The sequence below is a fragment of the Microbacterium maritypicum genome (genome assembly GCF_008868125.1).
GTDB classification, from domain to species: domain Bacteria; phylum Actinomycetota; class Actinomycetes; order Actinomycetales; family Microbacteriaceae; genus Microbacterium; species Microbacterium maritypicum.
The window spans coordinates 1,161,963-1,186,914 of record NZ_WAAQ01000001.1 but is presented as its reverse complement, the minus strand read 5'-3'; the positions used below and the strand labels follow the sequence as shown (position 1 = coordinate 1,186,914).

Below are 24,952 nucleotides of genomic sequence, written 5' to 3'. Positions count from 1 at the left end.
GGGCGCCACGGCACATCTCAAACATTCTAGGACACCCCCTGCGGGGATGCGGGCCGCGGCCTCTCAGCCGAGGGCGGTAAAGCCGTTCCACCCGGTGCCGATCGGCGTACTCGTCCCCCACCCACCGGCACCGTTGCCGCGGTAGAGGTAGAGGGTACCGTCCGCTGCCCTGGTGATCACATCCATCAGACCGTTGCGGTCGAAATCGCCCGCACCGAGGATCGAGGTGAAGCCTCCCCAGCCGTATCCGATCTGTCGCGGCCCGCCCCAGCTGCCTCGCCCATTGGTCGGATAGAGCCAGAGGTTCCCGTCGGCGCTGCGGGCGATGAGGTCCTGCCGACCGTCACCGTCGAAATCACCGGCGTTCGTCGCGAGAGTGAACCCGCCCCAGCCGATGCCGATCTCCACCGGGCCTGCCGCCCACCCGCCAGAGCCGTTGCCACGGTAGTAGACCAGGTTGCCCGCGCCGTTGCGTCCGATCACATCCGGAATGCGATCGCCGTCGAAGTCGATACCTCCCACGAGCAACGAGAGCCCGTTCCAGCCAGTACCGATCGTGACAGGTTCTCCGTATCCGCCTGCTTGGCCCGGGTACAGCAGGAACTGACCGCTCGCGGTGATCCGCCCGAGGTCACGGTGCCCGTCACCGTTGAAGTCGCCCATCGTGATGATCCGATCATCGGCGCTCCAGCCGCCACCGAGCTGCTGCGAACCACGCCAACCGCCAGAGCCGTTGCCGCGGTAGAGGTTGAGAGAGCCCTGACCCGAGAGCGCGAGGACGTCTGCCGCGCCGTCGCGATCGACATCGCCGGCTCCGGCCGGAACGGGACGTACCTTGCTCACCGCATCCCCCGCGCCAGCCAGACCGTTGAGAGAGTTCCAGCCGTTCCCGATGCGACCTGCCGTGGTGATGCCTCCTGCTCCGTCACCGGGATAAAGGTAGAGATCGCCGTCGGCAGCTCGACCGGCGAGATCGGACACACCGTCCCCGGTGAAGTCCCCGGGCACGAAGACCGAGGTCATCGACGCCCATCCCGAACCCAGCTGACGCTGACCCGCCCACCCGCCGGTGCCGTTGCCGTAATACACCCACAGACGACCGACGGAATCACGTCCGATCAGATCCGGCTTTCCGTCGCGGTTGAGGTCGACGTTGCCAACGAGCAGATTCATCCCGCCCCAGCCCCACCCGATCTGGATACCGGGGAGCAGACCGCCTCGGTCGTCTCCGCGCCACAGGAGCAGGTCGCCGGCCGCATTCGTCGTGAGAACATCGGGCACGCCGTCGCCATCCACGTCGCCGGCGGGCGCGGAGAGGACCACGCCGCTCCAATCGACGTTCAGCCCCTGGCCGGAATCGAATCCGGAACCGTTCCCGCGCAGAACCATCGCGGTCTGCCCCTGACGGATGATCAGATCGCGGTTGCCATCACCGTTGAGATCGCCCACCAGCATGGCCGAGGAAGACGCGCCGACGCCGGTGGCCAGCTGCTTCCGGTTTCCCCACGCGCTCTTCGCGAACGGGTAGCCCCAGAGCACGCCGGCACTGTCGATGCCGAGGACGTACGACGAAGTGTTCACCGAGGAGAGGCTGGGTCCGACGGCTGTCGGCGTCTGTGTGGAGCCGAACCAGTCGGTGAAGTAGTTGTAGAAGTTGCGGTTGCCGTACGCGGAGCAGCCGTCACCCTCGCCGTAGCCCGCGCGCATCGCCGCTGCATTGGGCTGGTACGGCGTGTAGTAGTAGAGGGCCGACGTCGCCTTGTTGGCGATGTAGACGGGCGAGCTGCCGCAGTTCGCGTTCGGGTTGTAGAGGATGTTCCAGGTCCGACCCGGTGCGTACCACTGGAACCACTTGCCTTCCATGTAGATCTGCATCTGGCGCGCGGCGCCGTAGATCTGATGGAAGAAGCCGATGTAGTTCGGGTCGCAAGGCGCGGTGTCAGGGCACCCCTGCCCCAGCGCGATGTTGTATCGCCACGCGCTCGGCCAGGTGTGGGTGATCAGCCCCTGCTCCTTCTGGAGCATCACGATCAGCACCTGAGGATTGATGTTGCAGGACTGCGCGACACGGTAGATGATCCGCGCCGCGGACTCGTTGGCCGCGCCGGTGTAGCCGTCGCAGTAGGCGTCGGCGGGGCGGGTCACCGACGTGATGCGGAAGTCCTTGATGCAGACGTAACCGCTCTGACAGCTCGACACCTTGCTGTTGAAGAAGGCCTGGATCTGCGCCTCGGACATCGTGCCCGCGTTCGTGAAGACCGCATCGCTGATGATATTGCCCGCCTCGAAACCTGCAAGCGTGGACTTCACCATCCCGGCCGAGACCGGGTCGACGGCTGCTTTCGCGATGCTCGCGCTGCTCGAGCCGCTCGCGGAGACGGACGCGGTGGCGGCAGTGGCGGGGACCACCGTTCCGATGACAAGGGCGGAGACAGCGAGGAAACAGGTGAGGAGTCGGGGGAACCTCATGTTGTTTCGCGAGCGTGGGGCACGTCGAGACATGTGACCAGTGTGACGGAAGTTGCGTGATGATGCCACTGTTACACGCTTTGCGCCACAACTTTTCGGCGTGTCGCCCGTATGCGCAGGTTGCTCTCAGCGAATCACAGGTCTGCGTGCAGGCCCCAGAGGCGTTCCGCAGAGCTCGCCCAGGAGAAGGCTCGCGACCGGTCGCAGGCGAGCACGCGGAGTCTGTCCGCCGCTCCACCGGTCGCCTCGGCGACCGCGTCGGCGATCGCCTCGGCGGGGACCAGCATGCCCCCGTCGGCGATGACGTCCCGATGTGACCCACTGGAGACCGCCACGACGGGAACGCCGAGCACCATGGCCTCCACCGCGCGCCACGGCCAGCCTGCCACCGCATCCGTCGCGACATAGGCGGATGCGCCGTCTAGTACTGCTGCACGATCCTCGACGCTCAGTGCCCCCCGCACATGCGTGCGCCTCTCCGGCAGTCCTGCCGCCGCAGCGGCGTCGGCGTGACGAGGCTCCGCCCCTTCGGGCGCGTCGATGACCACCGCGTCGAGGCCGGCGGCCACCGCACCCCGGAAGCCGTCGGACAGACTCGAGACGGACCCGGTCAGAACCACGTACTCGTCGGGCAGCGAGAGAGCGCGGCGACGCTCGGACGCGTCACCGGGAGCGCGGAATCCCTGAGGCGGTGCGCCGGCGATCACACGGAGACGGTCGCCGATCTTCGCGAGCTCGGACAGACGCTCCGCGACGGCGTGAGAGGGCACCACGACCGCGTCGGCATGCCTGACGGCGCGTCGGAGCATACCGCGCTGCCAGGCGACGCTGCCTTTGGAGAGCGTCTCCGGCGCTTCCCATGCGCGCAGATCCCACACCGTGACCGTGGTCTGGTCGTTGTCGTGCACGCGATCGTGGCGCACGAGCGGGGCCATGAGCGTCGGCGAATGGATCAGTCCCCCGCCGACACCGGGAACGATCCCGAGCTGCCAGGCGGCAGCGAGTTCGCGGCGCCCCATGCCGAGGGTGCGGACGTCCCCGATTCCCGCCACGGGCACGGTCGCGCCCGACGGGACGATGGCATCGACCGCGCACCCGGAGGGCGCCGTCGCGACCAGTCCTGCCGCGAGTCCCACCGCGGCGTCCGCATGATCGGCATCGACGACGCTCACGAGCTGATCCAGAACAACACGCAGCCGAGCACCCATGCCCACAGGCTATCTTCGCCGTGCCGCTCCCCCACGGAACGCGCCGACCGCGCCGCCCGAATGTCAGCGTTCGCACAGTTTTCCCCCACCACCACTGCAGCGGTTCGTGCTTGAATGCTCGGGTGAGCGATGGTCGACTTCCCGTCCGGCGCCGATGGATCGGGTGGACCGTCGGCGTTCTGCTCTCCCTTCTCCTGATCGCCATCGGCTGGGTCTGCATCCGTGGGATCGGCGCGGTGAACGACCTCCAGCAGGTGGCGAAAGGCGCCTCTCAGCTGAAGTCTTCGATCGCGGCCGGAGACCTCGAGGGCGCCAGGCCGCTGGCGAAGAGCATCGCGCACAACGCGGAGTCCGCTCGCAGCCTGACGTCCGACCCCGTGTGGCACGCGTTCGGCGCCCTGCCATGGATCGGACCGAACTTCAGCGCGGTGAGCGAGATCGCCGAGATCGCCGACGACGTGTCGGCCGACGCGCTCACGCCCCTCCTCGACGTGGCGGCGGACTTCGATCTGGCGAGCCTGGGCTTCGCCGGCGGGGCGATCGATCTGGCGCCGTTCGCAGAGATCGCCGGCCCGCTCGGCACGGCCGACACAGCGCTCAGCACCGCGCAGCTGCACGCACGACGCATCGACGCCGACGCCACGCTCCCGCCGCTCGCCGACGCCATCCGCACCATGCGCTCATCCGTCACCGAGGCCGCGACGGTCGTGGGTTCGCTCCATGGCGCGGCCGTGCTGCTGCCCACCATGCTCGGCGGCGAGGGACCGCGCAACTACGTACTCGCGATGCAGAACAACGCCGAGCTGCGCTCGTCGGGCGGCATCATCGGATCCATCGCCCTGTTGCACGCCGAGGGGGGCAGGATCACCCTCCAGAGCCAGGCGTCGACGCGGGACTTCCCTCCGCTCGACACCGCGCTGCCCCTCAGCGACTCGACGATCGCGCTCTTCGAGGACCGTCCTGGCCGCTATCTGCAGAACATCACGAGCATCCCCGACTTCAGCGAGGCAGGAGCTGCCATCGCCGCCCGCTGGGAGGGTCGATTCGGTGGGACCGTCGACGGCGTCATCGCCGTGGACGCCGTCGTCGCGAAGCATCTGATCGCGGCGACCGGAGACCTCACGTTCGGCCCGTTCACGGCGACGCCCGAGAACGTCACCGACATCCTGCTCTCAGAGATCTACGCCGCGGTTCCCGATCCCGCCGTGCAGGACGAGATCTTCGCGCAGGCCGCAGGAGCGCTCTTCGGCGCCGCGCTGTCCGGAGGAGACCCGCGCGCACTGATCGGAGAACTGGCGACGTCGGCGGAGGAGGGCCGCATCCGGATCTGGAGCGCCCATGACGACGAAGAGGCCGTTCTCGCCGGCTCTGCACTGGGGGGCACGATTCCCACCGACAGCGTCGATGCGACCTACGTGGGGGTGCTGATGAACGACACCACCGGCGGCAAGATGGACTTCTACACCCGCGCATCCATCTCGACATCGGTCGGGAGCTGCCAGGGGACCCCGACCACGCAGGTGCGGGTGACATGGACCAACACGGCCCCCGCCGACGCCGCCACCTCGTTGCCGCCCTACGTCACGGCGGACGGCTTCTACGGCGTGCCCGCAGGCACGGTGCGCACGCTGATCGCCGTGTACGGCCCCGAGGGGGCGACGCCGTCGCGCATCGACCGGGACGGCGCAGAAGAGGGCGTGCAGACGGCGATGATCGGCGACCGCTCGGCTGTGCAGCACGAGGTCTCCCTCGCGCCGGGCGAATCGACGACGATCACGGTCGAGTTCCAGGGCACCGGTGCGGGAGAGCGACTCACGGAGGTGCGGCACACCCCGCTGATCCACACCCCCGACACGACACGGGAGCCCCTCCGATGCGCCTCGTGACATTCCCGGCTCGATAGGGTACTGTCGACTCACTGGGGAATATCTGGCGTCTGCCATCCTGCCGTGGGGGCAGGAAGACGCCACGCAGTTGGATGCAGGGGTGTGTCCAAAAGCGATTCCGCGTGAAATTTCTGGGGAGAAATCATGCTGAAGAAACTGGCTGTCATCAGCCTTGCCGCTGGCGCGCTCGTACTCGTCGCGCCCACTGTGGCCACCGCTGCGCCGACTGTACCGGCCGCGTCGTCCGACTCGTATCCGACGCCTCCCGGCGCCAAGGTCGGCGACCCGATCATCGACATCTGCGAAGTCTCGACGATCGTGTTCGGTCCGGGGTATTTCCTGGCATCCGAGAACGTCAACGTGTCGGTGTCCGGCTACAACGCCGGCAAGGCCGCCGTCTCCGGCAACATCGCCGGCGCCGACGGAAGCCTGACCCTCACGTTCCGTCCGCCGTCCGACGGTGAGGGCTCCTACGCCGTCGCCTTCAACGGCTCGCGTTCGTACACCGCCACGATCACGGTTTCGCACGGCCACGATGCGGCCACCAGCTGCGACCACGATCCCGGGGTTGCGACCGCGGGTTCGGAGCTGCCGCTCACCGGTGGCGGCATCGAGCTGGCCCTCACCGGCGGAAGCGTGTCGCCCTGGGTCCTCGGCGGCGGAGCAGCAGCTCTGGTCGCCGGTGGAGCCCTCGTCGCGGTGGGAGCATCGCGCCGCAAGCGCGCCTAGGTCCGGCTGCCGCCTCGTGCGGTGGTCGACTGGACGACGGTGATCCCTCCCCCTCCGATCACCGTCGTCTGGTGCATCCGGTGGAATCCACCGGAAGCCCACGGTCGTTCTCCTTCGGGAGACGGCCGTGGGCTTTGTCGTTCATGGCGTCGGCACAGAGGGGCGCGCATGGGGTGCCGAGCGGGTAGCTCGACCTCACGCGGGCGTGATCACGGCTCGGGCGTCGGCGTCTCCGTCGGCGGATGCAGCTTCTGCTGGATCAAGTCGTGGATGAAGGCGTAGTCGGGCTGGTGCTCGTCCACGCCGGCGTCGGGGGTGAGCTCGATCGACGTGACCGGCTGCTCCTTCGCCTTGAGCATCAGGTCGAAGAACTCAGGCAGTTTGTCCGACGGGAGATCCGTGCTGATCAGGGCCGTGCCGGCCGCTGCCACCTCGTTGAATCGGGTGAGGACGGTCTGTGGCGTGAACTGGGCGAGGATGGCGGCCTGCAGCTCCCGCTGACGCTTCATCCGGTCCCAGTCACTGGTCGTGTAGCGCGAGCGGGCGTACCACTGCGCCGTGTCGCCGTCCATGCGCTGCGTTCCCGGTTCGATCCAGCCGATGGCCCACTCGTTCACGTCGGTGCCCGTCCACCCCTCGGGCGGACCACCCTTGGGCAGCCGCTCCGTGACGTCGATCTCGACACCACCCAGTGCATCGACGAGCTCAGCGAAGCCGTGCATGTCGACGAACACGTAGTACGGGATCTCGATCCCGAGTACGCCTTCGGCCGCATCCTTCGTCGCCTCGATACCCGGTTCCGACCCGTTGGCCACGGCGTCGGGGTAGAGACCGGCGCCGGCGTCTTCCCGGCAGACCTCGGCGGCGTTGCGCACGTGGTTCATCCATCCGTTCCAGCCGCAGGTAGAGGAGCTGTGGCCCTCGAACCCCTCCGGATACAGCTCCTGCATCGGGCTGCCGTCGCTGAACGGCGCATTGGGGAGCTCTCGGGGGATGCCGGTGATCGTCACGGCACCGGTGTCGGCGTTCACCGAGACCACCGAGATGCTGTCGAACCTCATGGAGTCGCGGCCGTCGCCGCTGTCGGCTCCGAGGAGGAGGATGTTGTAGTAGCCGTCGCTGGGCTGCACACTGGGACCGCTCTGTCCGAAGATCGAGCCGATGGTGTTGCGCACCGATCCGACGGCGGTGGCTGCGTATCCCGCCCCGCCGCCGACGAGTCCCAGCAGTACCAGCGCCACGACCGGGATGGCGAGTCGGGAGACTCCTGGCACCTTCACGAGACGCACCAGGCGCAGAGTGTCGAACGTGAGCACCACCCAGAGCACGACGTATCCCACCAGCAGCACCTGAACGATCGTCAGTACGGCGGCCGAGAAGAAACCGCCACCGATCGTGAGCCACAGCAGGACAGGGCGTGCGAAGAGCGCGAGTCCGAGAGCGACGATCGCGAGGACCCAGGAGACCAGTGTGGCGCCGAGACCGAAACGGCCGAGGCGGCGGTTGCCGGCGAGGACCTGGGCGGAGCCCGGCACCAGAAGGTTCACGGCGACCAGCCACCACCCGCGTTTGGCCATCATCCCCGAATCGGCGGAGTCCGGGTGCCGCAGCGGCCGGGTCTCGATCAGCGGGCGCCGTGTTGCGCGCGGAGGCGCAAGAGTCACAGGGAGGCCTTCAGCCGTTCGTTCTTCTCCTCGACCTGCGCCTCGAGATCGCGCGCGTACTCCTCGACGCGGTCAGCGAGAGCGGTGTCGGCCGTTCCGAGGATCCGTGCGGCGAGCAGACCCGCATTGCGAGCGCCGCCGATGGAGACCGTCGCGACCGGGATGCCGGCGGGCATCTGCACGATGGACAGCAGGGAGTCCATGCCGTCGAGATACGCGAGAGGCACAGGGACACCCACCACGGGGAGCGGAGTCATCGAGGCGAGCATTCCCGGAAGGTGGGCTGCTCCCCCGGCGCCGGCGATGATGACGCGGATGCCGCGCGAGCGCGCTTCTCGCGCATACGACATGAGCTTGTCCGGGGTGCGGTGTGCGGATACCACCTCGACCTCGTGCGGGATGCCGAAGTCCGTGAGCGCCTGGGACGCGTCGCTCATCACACGCCAGTCGGAGTCGGATCCCATCACGACGCCGACCAGAGGCTCGGCGGAAGAGTGCAGTGGCTCGGTCACCAGATCAGGGTACGGTCTGCCGCTGTGAGATTCCCCGAACGGCACGCCTCTTGCCCCGCATGTGTCGGCGAAGAGGCGATGCGGGCTGCGGATCAGTCGAAGTGTGCGGCGACGGCCCTGGCGACGTAGACCGCGTCGTCGAGGTCGTCGTCGGCGACATTCACATGTCCGACCTTGCGGCCCGGTCTCGGCGCCTTCCCGTAGGTGTGGATCTTCGCCTGCGGGTGCTCGGCCATCGCCGCGCCGAAACGCTCGTCGAGCGTCCCCTCGACGGGTCCGCCGAGGATGTTGACCATCACGGACCACGCGGCTCGCGGCGCGGTGCTCCCGAGAGGAAGATCGGCGACGGCACGCAGGTGCTGTTCGAACTGGCCGGTGACGGCGCCGTCCTGGCTCCAGTGCCCGCTGTTGTGCGGCCGCATGGCAAGCTCGTTCACGAGGATGCGCTCGTCGTCGGTCTCGAACAGCTCGACCGCGAGCATCCCGGTCACGCCGAGCCCTTCGGCGATGGTGCGGCCGATCGCCTCCGCGACCTCGGTCAGGCGCTCGGCGGCGGCGGGGGCCGGTGCGATGACCTCGGCGCACACGCCGTCACGCTGAACGGTCTCCACCACGGGATAGGCGACGATCTCACCGCCCGCTCGACGGGCGACCTGCTGCGCGAGCTCGCGCACGAACGGGACGAGCTCCTCGACGAGAAGCGCCTCCCCCTCGGCGAGCGCTTCCAGCCAGTCCTGCGCGTCCTGTGCTGCACGGACCACGCGCACGCCCTTGCCGTCGTAGCCTCCGCGCGGAGTCTTCACCACTCCTGCTCCTGCGTGCTCGTCGAGGAACGCCTGCAGCTCGGTCGTGGTGCGCACAGCCGCCCAGTCGGGCTGGGGCACTCCGAGTTCCGCGAGACGCGCGCGCATCACGAGCTTGTCCTGCGCGTACTGGAGGGCGTCCGGCCCCGGGTGCACGACGACGCCGTCTGCGACGAGCTGACGGAGAACGTCCTGCGGCACGTGCTCGTGGTCGAAGGTCACGACATCGACGTCGGCCGCGAAGGCGCGCACGGTCTCCAGATCCCGGTAGTCGCCGACCGCGGTGGCCGCGAGTCCGGCGGACATCCCTTCACCCTCGGCGAGCACTCGCAGTTCGAGTCCGAGTTCGACCGCCGGAGCGATCATCATCCGGGCCAGCTGTCCTCCGCCGATCACGCCAACACGCAGCGCCATGTGCCGCCTCCATTCGTCTGCCCCCATTCTCCCGCACCGATGCGGACATGCACGACAGATTGCGGATCGACGGCACGGATCACCGCGCTCGGCCGCCTGAACGCCGCCGGATTCAGTCGCCGACGGCCTGCGCGTCGCGGTGCGCGAGAATCTGCCCGACCTCGATCTGGTCGGCGAGGGTCTCATGCACGAGGGTCACGTTCGGGACGTTCGCCAACCGCAGCGGCGTGTCGACGCCGTTCGACAGCGTGATCGTGCCCGAGCCCCACATCCGCTGCAGCGGACCGCGGCGAACGGCGATGGTGTAGCCCCGGGCATGGGACATCTCGTGACGCCGACGGGAACCGATCCCCTGGCGGGCGATGACCCTCCTGGTCGTGACGGTGGTGCTCCGCGAGTACCAGATGACGAACGGCAGCACGACGGCCAGCAGCACCAGAGCCCCGGCGGCGGTGAGGAGCATCCAGTCCTCGATACCCTCCGGCAGATTGCCGAAGAAGTACCCCGTCGCCCCGAAAGTAGCGATGAGCACGAGTGCCGACCAGAACAGGCGACGTGCGTGGCTCCGGAAGCGCGCGATCAGCAGCTCCTCCGAAGGCGTACCGGGCGGCGGCATCAGGGGCCTCCCGCCGAGCGTCACAGGCTGGGTCACCCCACCATTGTGCCCGTGATCTGCGACAAAGCCGTCTGTGCGGCGGCGTGTCAGGTTCCGGCCGGCCGCACGTGCACGACGTCGCCGGCGGAGATCGGGTACTCCCGACCATCCGATTCGACCAGAAGACGGCCCTCCGCATCGATCGCCGTGGCCACCCCGTCGAGGGAGCGGCCGGCCGGCAGAGACACGCTGACCCTCAGCCCGAGCGTCGCGCAGCGGGCGGACACGACACCGTGCAGGCCGCTCACGACGGCGTCTCCAGAGGCGGTCAGCGCCGACAGGTGCCCGTCGAACTTCTCGAGGTAGGCGGACAGCAAACGGTCCTCGTCCACGACGACGCCGAGGGATGCGAACGACGTCGCCGTCGGCACAGGGAGCTGCTCGATCGTCATGGCCGTGTTGACGCCCGCCCCGACGATCACCGCCGCCGTCGTCGCCTCCGCGAGGATGCCGCAGATCTTCCGCCCGTCGACGAGAACATCATTCGGCCACTTCACGGCGACGTCATGTCCGACGAGCTGCTCGGCGATCGCCTCCGTCATCGCCGCACCAGCGGCGAGCGGGATCCATCCCCGCGCGGCCGGATCGGCCGGAATCGTGCGCAGCAGCACCGAGATCGCGAGAGCGGAATCCGCCGGCGCGACCCACGTGCGATCGAGGCGACCACGTCCGGCCGTCTGGTTGCGCGTGACCAGGGTCGCCAGGTGCGGCCAGCCCTCGGCGTCAGCCGCTTTCGCCCGTAGGTCGGCATTCGTCGAACCGGTGTCCGCCACCAGCTCGAGGCGAGGCACGATCGCGCTCGCGAGCGGGAAGTCCATCCTCAGGCGTCCTCGTCGTCTGTTTCTTCGTCGTCGTCGTCCTCGTCTTCGCGGACGGTTCCGACCTCATGCGCCTGCCAACGCTCCCACTCCTGCATGAGGCGCTCGACCGCGGCATGGAACTTCGCGGTCGCCACCCCCTGCGTGGTGTCGCCGAAGTAGTGCTGGACCCACATCCGCAGCCGGGCGATCGCAGCCTCATCGGCTCGGACCCGATCGACCTCGGCGACGATGTCGACCGCAGCCTCCGCGGTCAGCCATTCGCAATCAGACAGGTAGCCCTGCGTGTCGATCGATGCCTGCTCGTCCGTCGGACGCGTGATCATCAGCGGCTTTCCGGCGGCGAGCCGGTCGTAGACCATGGCGGAGATGTCGACGATGGCGACGTCGGCCGCGGTGAGCTGCCAGCCCAACTCCGGAGCCGCGTCGTAGACATGGTGAGCGGTCGCGTCCGCGGCATTCGCCGCTTCGATCGCGGCCACGATCCGTCGATGCGCGGCGCCGTACGCCTCATCGACCACGCCACTGCGGGGATGGGGGCGGTAGATCACACGGTGGGCACCGGTCGCCAGCAGCCGGCTCACGAGCTCCTCGCCGTGCGAAGCGATCGAACCGTAGTGGGCGCTGGGACGGTCGCCTTCCCAGGTCGGCGCATAGAGCACGACGGTCCGCTCATCGGGCGTGTACGGAAGCGTTCCGGAGTAGTGATCGGCCTGCGGGCGCCCGATCTCGATCGTGCGGTGGTTCACGTCGTAATCCCACAGCGTGCGCGAGAGACGATCCCGAGCGGCCTGTCCGGCGACGAAGGCGTAGTCGTAGGCCTTGTACTGGTTCGTCGTCATGTACATCTTGTCGGACTCGCCGTGATTGATGAACACATGCCAGCGCCGCCCGTACCGGAACATCTGGAAGTTCCTGGTGTTCTGGTTGACGTACAGCACGATGCGGATGTCCTGGGTGGCGATGAACCGCTCCAGATCGCGCACCTTCGGGACGAACACCACCGGAGGGGCGTCTTCTTCGAGGAGCTTCTCGGTCCCGGTGGCCTGCCGGGAGAGCACGACGACGGGCCAGCGCTTCGCGAGCTCGGCGAGCGGGCGGTACCACTGACGCATCTGATACATGTTCACGGCACCGTCGGCGAAGTAGACCGCGACCTTGAAGTGGTCGGTCGGAAACGGCTCGCGCTCGGCGAGCCGACGTCGCACGCGCTGCACCGAGGTGCGAGACGCGAGCGCCCGCTTCAGCAGACGGTATGCCTTCTTCGCGTCAGACAGTGCACCCATCCCTCCAGAATAGTTCGTCCGCGTCCGATCCTCCCGCCGCAGCCCGTCCCGCGGACTGCGGACGCCCTGCCGCGCCCTCGATCAGGGAACGTGCGTGGACACCGTGCCATGATCATCATGTGCGCGCCGACGAATTCTCCGCTCCCCTGCCCGGGGTGTCCTTCGTGATGCCGGTGCTCAACGAACGCGCGTACCTCGAGCACGCGATCGCCTCGGTGCTCGCTCAGGATGTCGATGCCCCCACCGAGCTCGTGCTCGCGCTGGGCCCGTCGACGGATGGCACGACCGAGCTCGCCCGACGACTCGCGGCGACGGACGACCGCATCCGGCTGGTGGACAACCCTGCGGCGCACATCCCGGTGGGGCTGAACGCCGCGATCCAGGCAAGCCGCTACGGCACGATCGTGCGCGTCGACGCGCACTCCGAACTCTCCCCCGGTTACGCCGCCCTGGCGTTGCAGACTCTGGAGCGCACCGGATCGGCGAACGTCGGCGGCGTGATGCACGCCGAGGGGCGCACGCCCTTCCAGAAGGCGGTCGCTCGTCTGTACAACTCCCCTGTCGGGCTCGGCGGAGGCGCCTATCACGGGAGTTCGCAGGAGGGCGAGGCGGAGTCGGCGTACCTCGGCGTGATGCGGCGCGACGTCCTCGATGAGGTCGGGCTGTTCGACGAGTCGATCCGACGTGGCGAGGACTGGGAGCTCAACCTACGGATCCGACAGGCCGGCCACAAGGTGTGGTTCGACCCCGATCTGTCGGTCACCTACTGGCCGCGGGAGAGCTGGCTGCGGCTGGCTCGGCAGTTCCGCGCGACGGGCGCCTGGCGCGGTGAGCTCGTGCGTCGGTTCGGTCGCCGCAACGGGATCCGTTACTTCGCCCCGCCCGCGCTCGTGGTGGTCGTGGCCCTCGCCGTGGTCATCGGCGTCCTGCAGCTGACAGGGGCGCTCAGCGGAGCGGCGTCTCTGATCGCATCGATCCTCGTCTACGTGCCGCTCGCGCTGTATCTGCTGCTCGTGATCGGCGTGGCGCTCGCGCCCGGCGGAGGGGGCGTGCGCCAGCGGATGTGGACGCTCCTGGTGCTGCCGACGATGCACATCTCCTGGGGCCTGGGCTTCCTGGGTGGTGTGCTGCGCGGTGCCCGCGACACCGTCGACGCCTCGCGCCTCGGCACCCGGAACACACCTCTCCCCTGACGCGCCAGCGCGGACTCAGGGCGTGACGAACCCCAGATCGAGGATGCGGTCGACCACACGCTGCGCGGCATGACCATCGTCGCGGGAGTTGAACTGCTTCCGCCAGGCCGCATAGCGATCCGCGTACGCGTCCACGTGGCCCGCGTCGTCCAGAGCGGCCGCGAGCTCCTCCTGAGAGCGCACGAGCGGACCGGGTGCGCGCTCCGCGAGGTCGAAGTAGAACCCGCGCAGCTGTCCGCGATAGTGATCGATGTCGGGCACCAGGAAGTACATCGGCTTTCCGGTGACGCTGAAGTCGAACATCACCGAGGAGTAGTCGGTGATCAGGGCGTCTGCCGCCAGAAGCAGCCGTGCCGTCTCGGGGTACCCGGTCACATCGATGACCCGTGCACCCGCGCGATCGCGTCCCTGTTCCAGAGTGCGGGAGTGACCGCGCACGAGGACCACGGCGTTCGCCTGGTGCGCCAGAAGCTCCGCATCGACGAAGTCGACCATCTCGGCACGGTCATCGCGCCAGGTCGGTGCGTACAGGAGCACGCGCTCCTCGGGCCCGATCCCCAACGCCGCGCGGACCTCGGCAGGGTCGCCGTTGGTGAGCGCATCGTTGCGGGGGTATCCCTCCACCCAGATCGGCCGCCCGAGGAAGGCGTACGCCTTGCGCAGGATGCGCTCGGAATAGGTGTTCTGGGCCAACAGGACGTCCCAGCGCCGGGATTCCTTCACGACCGCGGCCATCCGTCGCGGATCGAAGCCGGGACGGTGCAGGGCGAGCCGCTTGAGCGGTGTGCCGTGCCAGGTCTGGAGCACCTTCTGCCCCGGCTTGCGGGCGAATCGTCGACGCAGCCAGTCGTTGACCACCAGCAGCCGTGCGGCTCCGCGGGCGTGCCACCACTGGGGGCTGCCCTCGACGACGGCGATCGCCCCCTCCGGCACCTCGACCGAGAGGTCGACGACGCTCCAGTAGCGTCGCACCTCGGGTGCGCGCGCCGCGAGCTCGCGATCGATGGCCCGCGGGTTGCATCCGACGCTTCGTCCGTAGAAGCTCTCGAAGAACACGGCGTTCTCTGTGCCGCCCGCCTGAGCGACGTACCGTTCCTCGAGGGTCGAGCGCCCCTCAGCGGTCTCGTACACCGGATCCACCGGCGCGGCGATGCGGACGGTACCGGCATTCAACGCTATCCGAACCCCGGTGAGCACGGTAGGAGCGAGTCGCACATCATCGAGATCGACGTCGGCGATCCGCAGCTCGTACGTCCCCGTCGGCAGGGGAAGCGAAGGGCCGCCCCAACGGGAGGCCTGCAACGGGAACGTCGCCTTCCAGGTCTTGCCGCCCCCGGTGACACGAGCCTCGACGTGCGCTCGTGGTCCGACCAGGTCGGCCGTTTCCGGTCGCTGACCGGTCCCTTCGATGATCAGGGCCTCCGCCGCGTCATCGATGCGGGCCGTTGTCATGCTGCTCCCTTCGGCGCGGGAATCCCCCGCGCGCGGATGACCTGGTACACGCGCTCGGTGTTGCGCCCGTCCCGATATGCGTGCATCTCCGCGCTGAGCGTAGCGGAACGCTCGGACGCCGCGTCGTGGGCGGCGGTGTCTTCGAGGAGCGCTTCGAGCTGTGCCAGGAGCTCCGCCCAGTCGGTGGCCGCGTCGGGGCCTGCGACGTCGTCGTACCGGCCGTAGAAGCCACGAGTGCGGGCGTACTCCTCAGCATCCGGAGCCAGGAACAGCACGGGCATGCGCAGCAGACCGACGTCGTATGCGAGCGAGGAGTAGTCGGTGACGAGCACGTCGAACGCGGCGAGCGCCGGCGTCACGTCGGGAAGCATCGCAGCGCCGAGCGCGTGCACCCTGCGGCTCGGAAGCGGGGGCGCATATCCGCCCTCTCCCAGGGGATGAGAGCGCACGAACAGGACGGCGTCGTGCTCTTCGAGGACCCGGACGATGCGGATCCACTCCTCAGCGGTGGGAACGGCGGGGTCGGGAGCCCCATCACGCCAGGTCGGCGCGTAGAGGATGGTGCGCGCGGTATCGGGAATCTCCCCCACGACGCTGCGAAGCAGAGCGGATGCCGCGGACCTCACGTGTTCCGCCGATCCTGCCGAGAGCACGTCGACGCGAGGTTCCCCTGTGACCACCACACGGTCATCACCCAGGCCGAACGCGGACTCCAAGCGCCCCCGTGCGCGGTGCGAAGCGGCCGGGAGCACGCGGATGCGCTGGGCTGCGGCGCGGTAGAGGATACCGACCGCGCGACGCAACAGCGCCGCCGCGGGAACATTCGGAACCTGGGTCGTCGCCGGAGAGTCCAGCCCGATCCGCTTCAGCGGGATCCCGTGCCAGAGCTGGACCACGAAAGCGCCGCCGTTCGCGTAGCGGTTCACGTCGCCGAGTCCGTGGGTGACCACGAGCACCCCCGCCCGAGCGGTCGTCCACCATCCGCGCAGTCCGCTCTTGCGCACGGTGCGGATACCGAGGGCGGCAGCGTCCCGATCCTCGCGCTCCGACGCCGTGAGCCAGACGGTGTCGTGGCCCGCCTCCGACGCGTAGCGCTGGAGTGCGAGAGCGCCGTCGCCCACTCCGGCACCGCAGCCGAAGACCCAGCGCCGGCCGCGCGGAAGGAGGAGGGTGCCGATGCGTCCGACGGCATACAACGGGATCCGGAGGAGCTTGGCCGCATTGCCGGTGCCGAAAGAGAAGGACGCCACTCCGCGAGCCTATCGCGGCGGTGGCGTCCTTCCCTGTGCGTGGTGGGGTCAGCCGGCGAGTTCGCCGAGCGTCACCTCGATGTCGTACTCCTTGCCGCCGCGCACGTAGGTGACCTTGGCATCGCTGCCGGCCGCCGCCGCGCGCACCTGCGCGGTGAGATCGCTCGCGCTGGTGATCGGGACGCCGTTGAACCTGGTGACGATGTCGCCCTCCTGGATACCCGCAGCTGCGGCGGCGCCGCCGTCGGTCGCCTTGGCGATGTACGCCCCGGAGACGGTAGCGCCCTGCACGCTCGAGGCATCCTGGACGGACGCGCCGAGCAGGCCGTGCGTCGCCGCACCGTCGGCGATGATCTCGTCCGACACCCGCTTGGCGATGTTCGACGGGATGGCGAACCCGATACCGATCGACCCCGACTCTTCGGAGCTTCCCGAACTCGCGATGGCCACGTTGATGCCGATCAGCTCGCCCTTGCTGTTCACGAGCGCGCCGCCGGAGTTGCCGTGGTTGATCGCGGCGTCCGTCTGAATCACGGCGATCGAGATGGAGTCCGAGGTCTGCGGCGTGCCGCTTCCGGGGATGTCGAACTGGAACGGCCCCTGGCCCTGACCCTGATCCGGCGTCTGCTGCTGGTCCGGGGCGTCCTCGGAGGAGGAGTCGGGCAGGGCGGACGAGGCGATCTGGATGCTGCGGTTCAACGCACTCACGATGCCGGTGGTGACGGAGTTCGCGAGCCCGAGAGGAGCGCCGAGCGCCACAGCGGTGTCGCCGACGTTGAGCTTCGAGGAATCGGCGAAGTCCATCGGGGTCAGCCCCTTGGCGTCCTTCAGCTTGATCACGGCGAGGTCGTAGATCGGGTCTGTCCCGACCACGGTCGCCTCGAAGATGCGCCCGTCCGATGTGGTCACGCGGATCGTCGGATCGGCGACCGCGCCGCCGAGGGTCACGACGTGCGTGTTGGTGAGCACGTAACCGTCATCGCTGATGATGACACCGGATCCGCTGCCTCCCTGATCGGCGCCCGCCACCTCGATGGTGACGACGGACGGGAGTGCGGCCGTCGCGACCGCTGTGGTCTCGTTGACCGATCCGGGGTTGTTCACCGTCACCGTCTGCGGACCGGAGGCCGTGCCGGAGGACGGGCGGTCCTGGAGGCCGTTCAGCAGCGCACCGCCGCCGAACCCGGCGACGCCGCCGACCAGAGCGGCCGCGACGATGAAGGCGGCGAACTTCGCGCCCCCACGAGCCTTCTGCTCCTTGATCTTCGCGCCATCGCCCTGCGTGCCGTACGCGGCGCCGCCGTCGAGCGGCTGCGTGGGCTGGGTGTAGGACGCCGCGGTGGGGATGCCGAAGGCGGCTCCCTGCGCGGTGGCTGCGCCCGGCGCGCCGGCGGCAGATGCTGCGTAGCCGTGAGGGACCGGAGCGATCACGGGCGCGGCCGGGGCCTGCGAGGTGAACGTCGACGGCATCTGATGCCCCTGCATGGGGGCGGCAGCGGCCGGCGCGTTGGGCGCCGGGGCGGCAGCGGCCGGCGCGTTGGGCGCCGGGGCGGCAGCGGCCGGCGCGGTCGTGTCAGCGGCGGCATCCGTCACCGGCTGAGCGGCGATCTGTGCGGCCTCGGTGGACGGCGTGGCGTCGTTCGACGCGGATGCCGACTGGTCCTGGGGGTTGTCTTCGTTCATGGTGTGTGCTCCTTCGACGACCATTTCAGAATGACGCCTGTATCTGTGCGTTCCTTATGCCGAAGATGAGTTTCAGCTATGGCCTTAGCCTGTTCTTCATGAGTGTCATTCCCGGCGCATGGCGTCGTACCGCAGCGGGGGCAGGTCTGCTCGCTGCCGACGGAACCGTCGCGCCCACCATCTTCGCAGAGATGTCGGCAGCGGCGGCTCGAACCGGGGCGATCAATCTCGGCCAGGGCTTCCCCGACGAGGACGGTCCCGCAGAGGTGCTGGAGGCGGCGCGAGCCGCCATCGCGAGCGGAGCCAATCAGTACCCGCCCGGTCGCGGCACACCGGTTCTCCTCGATGCCATCAGCGAGCATCAGCGGCGCTTCTACGGGCTCCGTGTCGATCCTTCCAGCGAGGTGATCGTGACGGCCGGAGCGACGGAGGCCCTGACCGCGACCCTGCTGGCGCTGATCGACGGCCCCGAAGACGAGGTCGTCGTGTTCGAGCCCTACTACGACTCCTATGCCGCCGCCGTGGCCCTCGCGGGGGCACGGCTGCGCACGGTTCCGCTGCGCGCGCCGGACTTCCAACCCGACCTCGAGCGGCTCGCCACGACGGTGAGCGATCGCACCAGGATCATCCTGGTCAACGACCCGCACAATCCCACGGGAGCGATCTTCGGGCGTGAGGTGCTCGAAGAGGTGGTGCGCCTGGCGGAGAAGCACGATGCGATCATCGTCACCGACGAGGTGTACGAGCATCTGGCGTTCCATGCCGCGCACACCCCGATCGCCACGCTCCCCGGAGCATCCGCGCGCACGCTGACGATCTCGTCGGCCGGGAAGACCTTCTCCACGACGGGGTGGAAGATCGGATGGGTGCATGGACCGGCCGCGCTCATCACGGCCGTGCTCACCGTGAAGCAGTACCTCACCTACGTCAACGGCTCGCCATTTCAGCCGGCTGTCGCCGTGGGGCTGCGGATGGACGACGCGTACTTCACGGACGCGGCCGCCGTGCTCGCCCACAAGCACGGGATTCTCGGCGACGGGCTGAGGGCGGCCGGATTCACCGTGCACGCACCTCAGGGCGGCTACTTCACCGTCGCGGATGCGACGGCGCTGGGCGGACCGGACGCCGCGGCCTTCTGCCGGGCCCTGCCGGAGCGCGTGGGCGTCGTGGCGATCCCGCTCACAGCCTTCGTCTCCGAGGAGCACAGGAGCGAATACGCGGGCCTGGTGCGCTTCGCCGCCTGCAAGCGCGTCGAGGTCCTCGAAGAGGCGGCGACGCGCCTCGCCCGCTTCTCCGCGTGACCGCACCTGCTGTGCCTGCCCCGGGCCCGGTTCGCGCCTAGGCTTCGGGGGCCACGACCTCACGAGGAGTGACGGAGTACCGCCGCACGCGCAGCGACGGGTTCGTGATCCGCACGCGCTCGATCGGCTCCCTCTCGACCACCGCGACGGCGATCCCGGGAGCGGTTCCCACTCCGGCGAGTACGACGCCCTGGGGATCGACGATCTGCGAGTGTCCCACCCCGATCGGGGTCGGATGGTCTGCCGCGACCACGTAGACGGTGTTCTCGATCGCACGAGCGGCGAGCAGCGTCGTCCAGTGGTGTTCCTTGAGCGGCCCCCTGACCCACTCGGCCGGCACGACCAGGGCATCGGCCTGCGCATCGACCAGGGAACGGGCCACTTCAGGGAAGCGGAGGTCATAACAGGTCATGAGCCCGAAACGCAGGCCCCCCAGCTCGAAAGTCGCGGCCTCCCCCACCTCACCCGGCTCCACCCAGTCGGACTCGGTCTGGCCGAACGCGTCGTACAGGTGCTGCTTGCGGTACACGGCGAGGACGCGGTCACCCCGCACGGCCACCACGGTGTTGCGCACTCGATGCCCGTCGGTCGCCCGTTCGGCCAGACCCGCGACGATCACGACGGCGTACTCGGCGGCCAGTGCCCTCAGGGTCTCGACGAACTCCCCGTCGAGGTCCTCCGCATTGGCAGCCAGGCTCTCGTCCATGGGGTCGACGAAGTAACTCGAGTACTCAGGGAACACGATCAGCTTCGCCCCCCGCCCGGCGGCGTCGGCCGTCAGCGCGGCGATCCGCTCCCGGTTCTCGGCTCGGGAGGCGGTCGGCGCGAACTGGCACACGGCGACGGGGACGGCTGCGGTCTCGGACATGTCTCCATCCTCTCGCATCGACACGCCCGGGACGTCGCCCGGAGGCCCCCAGGATTCGCCCGCCTTCGGAATCCGTGATAAGTTACTTCTTGTGCCGCGGGGTGGAGCAGTTCGGTAGCTCGCCGGGCTCATAACCCGGAGGTCGCAGGTTCAAATCCTGTCCCCGCAACAAGAAAGGCCCCGAGATCATCACGATCTCGGGGCCTTGTCCTTTTGAGCCGCGCATATCATCACGGTCTACAAGCTCGACCGCATCGGACGCGCGACAGCACACTTCGCATCTATCACCGCGGACCTCACTTATCGGGGTATCCACATTCGCAGCACGAGCGACGGACCCGCCGACGCCGACCAAAAAGACGATGCTCCAGATGCGCGCGATCTTCGCTGAGCTGGAGCGATCGTTCATCAGGGAGCGAACGATGGCCGGCCTTGAGGCAGCCCGTGCTCAGGGACGTTTTGGAGGCGACCGAAGAAGGCTGACAACCCGACCGCACAACGTGCCCAGAATCTTCGAGACTCCGATGAGAGCGTGACAGACATCGCGAAGGCGCGTGACGTCAGCATTACGACCGTGTGTCGAATCACACGGAGTCCCACGAAACCAAGCGCCTCGGCATGAAGACTCTCTTGGCTCACCTCGCCGCGTCCCGTGAGGGGAGGGCGCGATGCACTCCCCCAACACGAGTCCGTGGCGCTCTTGAGCAGCCCTTCAACATCCTTGATGTCGGCCGCCACTCGAGCTCGTTGTGATTCCTCAGGTCGCGATGGCTTCCGGCCGTCCTATTCGACGGTGGCGTAGATCCGGAACCTACGCTGAGTCACGACGATGGGCGCCGAGGCTTCGAGGTCCAAGAGGCGTTGCGCGTGAGCTTCAACGGAGAAGTCCGGAGCGTCCCATGGCACGAGAGCAAGGTATGTAACGAGGGCGGTCGCGTCAGCGAAGCGCATTTGCCCCGACCATTCGTCGACGTGGTCGATTCGCATTCCGGCATCCCGCAGATGCAGGGCGTAGGCATCTGCGGTGACGCCCGGGTACCGAAAGTCGTCTCCGAACCAGTTGTGGATCTCGGGAGCATCGTAGCCATCGACTTGTTGCGTGAGGAATCGGCCGCCAGGCGCGAGGACTCGTGCGACTTCGGCGGCTTCGTAGCTCTCATGCCGAGCCATCACCAAACCGAGACTCCGCTCAGCAAACGGTAGGACATCCCCGGCGTCTGAGTCATATTCCACGACGGGGATGGACCATGGCGCAAGGGACCTTCGCGCGACGGCGATGTTGGGCGCCCACCCCTCCGTAGCGAAAATCTGAGGCAAGGGAGCTGGTGGCTCGTGAAGCGAGCCGACGAGAGACGAAAGCCTCTCGCCTCCGCCGGTTCCCAGATCGAGAATGCCCTGGCGGGTCGCACGCATCGCTTCGAGACAATCGTCCTCGAAATCCCACCAAGGCTCATCAACCGACCAACGCTCATCGAGGCGCGAGAAGTCCCAGCCAACCATCGATGCCTCGGCGTGAACGACCGCGAGAGTGTCGAGCAGATCACGTTCAGCCCGCGACCAGGTCGATCCACGTCCTGTTGCGCCGAGCTGACTTTCAGGATCTCGGAAGGACACCATGCTTCAAGTATCGCCCCCGCGATCGTCGGTTTGATCGATTCTCGCCCCGGCTCCCAGCCGAAGCGTCAAGCTCACGGACGAAGAAACCCAAGCCAGAGAACCTTTCGCTTTGCCCGGACGATGCCGGGCGTCACCACGATACGAGAATGGGCGCCCCCTCGGGGGCGCCCATTCTGTTCGGTGCTGCGGATCAGTTGCCCGCTGCGGAGTCCAGCTCGATCAGCTTCTGGACCGCCGCGGTGAGGCGCTCGTCGGCCTCGGCGAACTTCGCGAGGTCTCCGGCCTTCAGCGCGGCCTCACGGTCGAGCAGCGCGGTCTGAGCGGCAGCCAGGGCCTCAGCCTCGGCTCCCGTCGGCTGCGTGGGCTCGGTCGTCGGCACCTCGCCGGTGTCGGGCACCTCGGCGTTCGGATCCGGTTCGACCGTGTCGTCACCGCCGGTGGCACCGGAGTCACCGCCGAAGAGGGTGTCGAGCGCCTCGGTCAGGGTGTTCTCGAAGGCGACGCGATCACCGAAGGCGACCAGCACCTTCTGCAGACGCGGCAGCTGCGTTCCCTCGGACGACTGCACGTAGACGGGCTGCACGTAGAGCAGACCGCCACCGACGGGCAGCGTCAGCAGGTTGCCGTAGATGACCTCGGACTCCCCCTGCTGGAGCAGGTTGAGCTGAGGCACGACCGAAGTGTCCGAGTTGTAGGTGTTCTGCACCTGACCGGGACCGGGGACCGTGGTGTCGGTGTCGATCTCGAGCATGCGCAGCTGGCCGTAGCCCTCCGCCTTCACGCCCTTCTCCGAGCCGGCATCCGAATCCACCGCGAGGTAGCCCATCAGCACGTCGCGGCTTCCGCCCGCTCCCTGCGAGTTCGGGATGAACGTCGAGAACATCGAGAACCGGGGAGAGTCCTGACCCGGCATCTGCATGGTCAGGTAGTACGGCGGCTGCAGCATCGATTCGCTGCGGGGGTCGTTGGGCGTCTGCCAGCGGTTGTCCTGCTGCGCGAACGATCCGGCCTTGTCGACGTGATACACGCCGAGGATGTCGCGCTGCACCTTGAACAGGTCGGTCGGGTAGCGCACATGGCTCATGAGCTCCCCCGACATCTCGCTGATCGGCTTCACCGTCGACGGGTAGACCTTCTGCCAGCTCTTGAGCACCGGGTCCTCGTCGTCCCACGCGTACAGCTTCACCGAACCGTCATAGGCATCGACCGTCGCCTTGACGGAGTTGCGGATGTAGTTGATGTCGTCGATCGCGAGGGTCGGCGAGGGGATGTTGGAGTCGGCGATGGCGTCGGACAGGCTCACGCTCGTCGAGTACGGGTAGGTCTGGCTCGTCGTGTAGCCGTCGACGATCCAGACAATGCGGCCGTCCACCACACTCGGGTAGGGGTCGCTGTCGAGCTCGAGGTACGGTGCCACCTTCTGCACGCGCGTCTTGGGGTCGCGGTCGTACAGGATCTGCGAGTCCTCGTTCACGAGGTTCGAGAACAGGATCTGCTCCGACTGGAACTTCAGCGCGTAGAGGAGCTTGGTGAACGTGTCGCCGACCTTCGGGCCGCCGTCGCCGTCGAACGTGGTCTTCGTCTCGCTCGAGCCGTCCTTGCCGCGCGGGTAGTCGATCTCTGCGGGCTCCGAGCCCTCGGGAGCGCCGACGATCGAGTACTCGGGCGAGTTCTCACCGAAGTAGACGCGCGGCTCGAAGTTCTCCCGGTCGGACAGGAATCCCGAAGTGGGGATACCGCGCTCGAGGAACACCGGCTCGCCGTCGGTGGTGCGCTGGTTGCCCGCGGCGGCGACGAGGCCGTAGCCGTGGGTGTACACCGCGACGCGGTTGTTCCAGTTGTCACCGTCGCCCAGGCCCGACATGTCGAGGTCGCGCACCGACACCACGGTGTCCTGCATCTTCCCGTCGATCTCGTACCGGTCGACGTCCATCGTCTTCTGGAACTGGTAGTACCCGCGGTACTGCTCGAGCTGACGCACCGTCGGCGGGATGACCTTCGGGTCCATGATGCGGGTGGAGGCGGTGGTCTCCGCATCCGCGCGCAGCTGACCCGCCTCGGCGTCGGTCTTGGCGGCGAAGGGCGTGGTCTCGAGGTCTGCGACCCCGTACGCCTCCTTCGTGCCGTCGATGTTCCGCTGGTAGTACTCGGCCTGGTAGGCGTTCTGGTTCGGCTTCACCTGGAAGGTGGTGACCACCCACGGGTATCCGACGCCGACGACGAGCGAGGCCACGATGAGCAGCGCGGTCGCGGCCAGCGGGAAGCGCCAGCGGCCGATGACGGCCGTGACGAAGAAGAGGATCGCCACGACAGCGGCGATGATCGCGAGGATGGCGAGACCGGGGATCGTCGCGTTCACGCCCGTGTACGCCGCACCCGTGATGCGATCGTCGGGCTCGACGAGCGTTTTGTACTGGTCGAGCCAGAGGCTCGCCGCCTGCACGAGCAGGTAGAGACCGGCGATGACCGCGAGCTGGATGCGCGCGGGCTTCGAGATGCGCAGCTCACCCTGACCGATGCGCACCGAGCCGTAGAGGTACGACACGAGGGCCGTGACCAGGAGCGAGAGCAGGAGCACGGCGGAGACGAACGCGAGCAGGATCGTGTAGAACGGCATCGCGAACATGTAGAAGCCGGTGTCGATGCCGAACTGCGGGTCGACGTCCGAGGTGGCCACACCGTTGATCCAGAGCCAGACCGTCTTCCACTGCCCCGCGGCCGCGAAGCCGGCGAATAGTCCGAAGAAGATGGGCATGCCCCACATCGCCAGGCGACGCAGCGGCTCGATGACCTCCTGGTACCGGTCCAGCTGCGAGCTGAGCCGCACGTAGACCGGACGCAGCCGGTAGGCGAGCTGGATGACGACGAACAGCGGAACGGCCATCCCGAGGAAGCCCACCACGAACATCACCGCCGTGGCGATCCACTGCGTCGTGAGGACGCCGGTGAAGCCCACCTGGTCGAACCAGAGGAATTCGGTGTAGAGGGAGGCGAACACGAAGAACACCGCGATCAAGGCGGCGATGATCACCAGGGAGATGCCGAGAATGCGTCGTGAGGTTCGAGGCGTGGCCGGATTCGGAGCTGAAGGCGAGGAGGTCACCCCACCATCCTAGGCATCGCTCACTGTGCGCAGGCTGTCAT

18 protein-coding genes, 1 tRNA gene and 1 pseudogene are annotated in these 24,952 nt (G+C 68.0%); 6 read left to right on the top strand and 14 right to left on the bottom strand.

What is annotated here, in order from left to right; translation table 11 throughout:
- Nucleotides 1–63: 63 nt before the first annotated feature.
- The gene (locus tag F6W70_RS05745) at nt 64–2,469 is read right to left on the bottom strand and encodes an FG-GAP-like repeat-containing protein (RefSeq protein WP_151486127.1); all 2,406 of its coding nucleotides are present in this window, start codon (nt 2,467–2,469) and stop codon (nt 64–66) included.
- Between the two features lie 134 nt (nt 2,470–2,603).
- On the bottom strand, nt 2,604–3,677 hold the full coding sequence (locus F6W70_RS05740; RefSeq protein ID WP_055864315.1) for a glycosyltransferase: 1,074 nt from the start codon (nt 3,675–3,677) through the stop codon (nt 2,604–2,606).
- 122 nt (nt 3,678–3,799) lie between these two features.
- Here F6W70_RS05740 and F6W70_RS05735 point away from each other — a divergent pair, with 122 nt between their 5' ends.
- Nucleotides 3,800–5,563 carry a DUF4012 domain-containing protein gene (locus tag F6W70_RS05735; RefSeq protein ID WP_151486126.1) on the top strand — a complete coding sequence of 588 codons (1,764 nt, stop codon included), beginning with the start codon at nt 3,800–3,802 and terminating at the stop codon, nt 5,561–5,563.
- Between the two features lie 144 nt (nt 5,564–5,707).
- On the top strand, nt 5,708–6,292 hold the full coding sequence (locus F6W70_RS05730; protein WP_055864321.1) for an LAVTG motif-containing sortase-dependent surface protein: 585 nt from the start codon (nt 5,708–5,710) through the stop codon (nt 6,290–6,292).
- Nucleotides 6,293–6,501: 209 nt separating this feature from the next.
- On the opposite strand, the gene F6W70_RS05725 is transcribed toward F6W70_RS05730, so the two are convergent.
- From F6W70_RS05725 to F6W70_RS05700, 6 genes are all read right to left on the bottom strand, one after another.
- Nucleotides 6,502–7,956, bottom strand: a complete 1,455-nt coding sequence (locus F6W70_RS05725) for an LCP family glycopolymer transferase (protein WP_151486125.1) — start codon at nt 7,954–7,956, stop codon at nt 6,502–6,504.
- Nucleotides 7,953–8,420: a 5-(carboxyamino)imidazole ribonucleotide mutase gene (gene purE, locus F6W70_RS05720; RefSeq protein WP_036322962.1), complete on the bottom strand. Its 468-nt coding sequence runs from the start codon at nt 8,418–8,420 to the stop codon at nt 7,953–7,955. Before purE ends, F6W70_RS05725 begins: the two co-directional genes overlap by 4 nt.
- Before the next feature lie 140 nt (nt 8,421–8,560).
- Nucleotides 8,561–9,685: a 5-(carboxyamino)imidazole ribonucleotide synthase gene (locus F6W70_RS05715; protein ID WP_151486124.1), complete on the bottom strand. Its 1,125-nt coding sequence runs from the start codon at nt 9,683–9,685 to the stop codon at nt 8,561–8,563.
- Nucleotides 9,686–9,797: 112 nt separating this feature from the next.
- A complete protein-coding gene (locus tag F6W70_RS05710) occupies nt 9,798–10,301 on the bottom strand; it encodes a PH domain-containing protein (RefSeq protein ID WP_127483427.1) in 504 nt (167 codons plus the stop codon).
- 86 nt (nt 10,302–10,387) lie between these two features.
- Complete coding sequence (locus tag F6W70_RS05705) at nt 10,388–11,158, bottom strand: biotin--[acetyl-CoA-carboxylase] ligase (protein WP_151486123.1); 771 nt, start codon at nt 11,156–11,158, stop codon at nt 10,388–10,390.
- Nucleotides 11,159–11,160: 2 nt separating this feature from the next.
- Nucleotides 11,161–12,444 carry a CDP-glycerol glycerophosphotransferase family protein gene (locus F6W70_RS05700; RefSeq protein WP_151486122.1) on the bottom strand — a complete coding sequence of 428 codons (1,284 nt, stop codon included), beginning with the start codon at nt 12,442–12,444 and terminating at the stop codon, nt 11,161–11,163.
- A 119-nt stretch (nt 12,445–12,563) separates the two neighbouring features.
- Between F6W70_RS05700 and F6W70_RS05695 the strand changes: the two genes are divergently transcribed.
- A complete protein-coding gene (locus F6W70_RS05695) occupies nt 12,564–13,637 on the top strand; it encodes a glycosyltransferase family 2 protein (RefSeq protein WP_318278810.1) in 1,074 nt (357 codons plus the stop codon).
- Nucleotides 13,638–13,652: 15 nt separating this feature from the next.
- On the opposite strand, the gene F6W70_RS05690 is transcribed toward F6W70_RS05695, so the two are convergent.
- From F6W70_RS05690 to F6W70_RS05680, 3 genes are read right to left on the bottom strand one after another with little or no spacing between them, the layout of a single operon-like run.
- Nucleotides 13,653–15,089 carry a CDP-glycerol glycerophosphotransferase family protein gene (locus tag F6W70_RS05690; RefSeq protein WP_151486121.1) on the bottom strand — a complete coding sequence of 479 codons (1,437 nt, stop codon included), beginning with the start codon at nt 15,087–15,089 and terminating at the stop codon, nt 13,653–13,655.
- Complete coding sequence (locus tag F6W70_RS05685) at nt 15,086–16,339, bottom strand: CDP-glycerol glycerophosphotransferase family protein (RefSeq protein ID WP_151486120.1); 1,254 nt, start codon at nt 16,337–16,339, stop codon at nt 15,086–15,088. Before F6W70_RS05685 ends, F6W70_RS05690 begins: the two co-directional genes overlap by 4 nt.
- A gap of 48 nt (nt 16,340–16,387) precedes the next feature.
- The gene (locus F6W70_RS05680) at nt 16,388–18,022 is read right to left on the bottom strand and encodes a S1C family serine protease (RefSeq protein ID WP_318278809.1); all 1,635 of its coding nucleotides are present in this window, start codon (nt 18,020–18,022) and stop codon (nt 16,388–16,390) included.
- Between the two features lie 98 nt (nt 18,023–18,120).
- Here F6W70_RS05680 and F6W70_RS05675 point away from each other — a divergent pair, with 98 nt between their 5' ends.
- Nucleotides 18,121–19,323, top strand: a complete 1,203-nt coding sequence (locus F6W70_RS05675; RefSeq protein ID WP_151486118.1) for an aminotransferase class I/II-fold pyridoxal phosphate-dependent enzyme — start codon at nt 18,121–18,123, stop codon at nt 19,321–19,323.
- Between the two features lie 37 nt (nt 19,324–19,360).
- On the opposite strand, the gene F6W70_RS05670 is transcribed toward F6W70_RS05675, so the two are convergent.
- On the bottom strand, nt 19,361–20,191 hold the full coding sequence (locus F6W70_RS05670) for a carbon-nitrogen hydrolase family protein (RefSeq protein ID WP_151486117.1): 831 nt from the start codon (nt 20,189–20,191) through the stop codon (nt 19,361–19,363).
- 95 nt (nt 20,192–20,286) lie between these two features.
- Here F6W70_RS05670 and F6W70_RS05665 point away from each other — a divergent pair.
- A tRNA-Met gene (locus tag F6W70_RS05665) sits at nt 20,287–20,360 on the top strand.
- A gap of 57 nt (nt 20,361–20,417) precedes the next feature.
- Nucleotides 20,418–20,727, top strand: a pseudogene (locus tag F6W70_RS18030) (recombinase family protein).
- A gap of 247 nt (nt 20,728–20,974) precedes the next feature.
- Here the strand turns inward: F6W70_RS18030 and F6W70_RS05650 are convergent.
- Together F6W70_RS05650 and F6W70_RS05645 are read right to left on the bottom strand one after the other, a co-directional pair.
- Nucleotides 20,975–21,808 (bottom strand): class I SAM-dependent methyltransferase, encoded by an 834-nt coding sequence (locus tag F6W70_RS05650; protein WP_318278808.1) that lies wholly within the window; start codon nt 21,806–21,808, stop codon nt 20,975–20,977.
- Between the two features lie 190 nt (nt 21,809–21,998).
- Nucleotides 21,999–24,911, bottom strand: coding sequence for a UPF0182 family membrane protein (locus F6W70_RS05645; protein ID WP_055873250.1), 2,913 nt, complete (start codon nt 24,909–24,911; stop codon nt 21,999–22,001).
- Between the last annotated feature and the right edge of the window lie 41 nt (nt 24,912–24,952).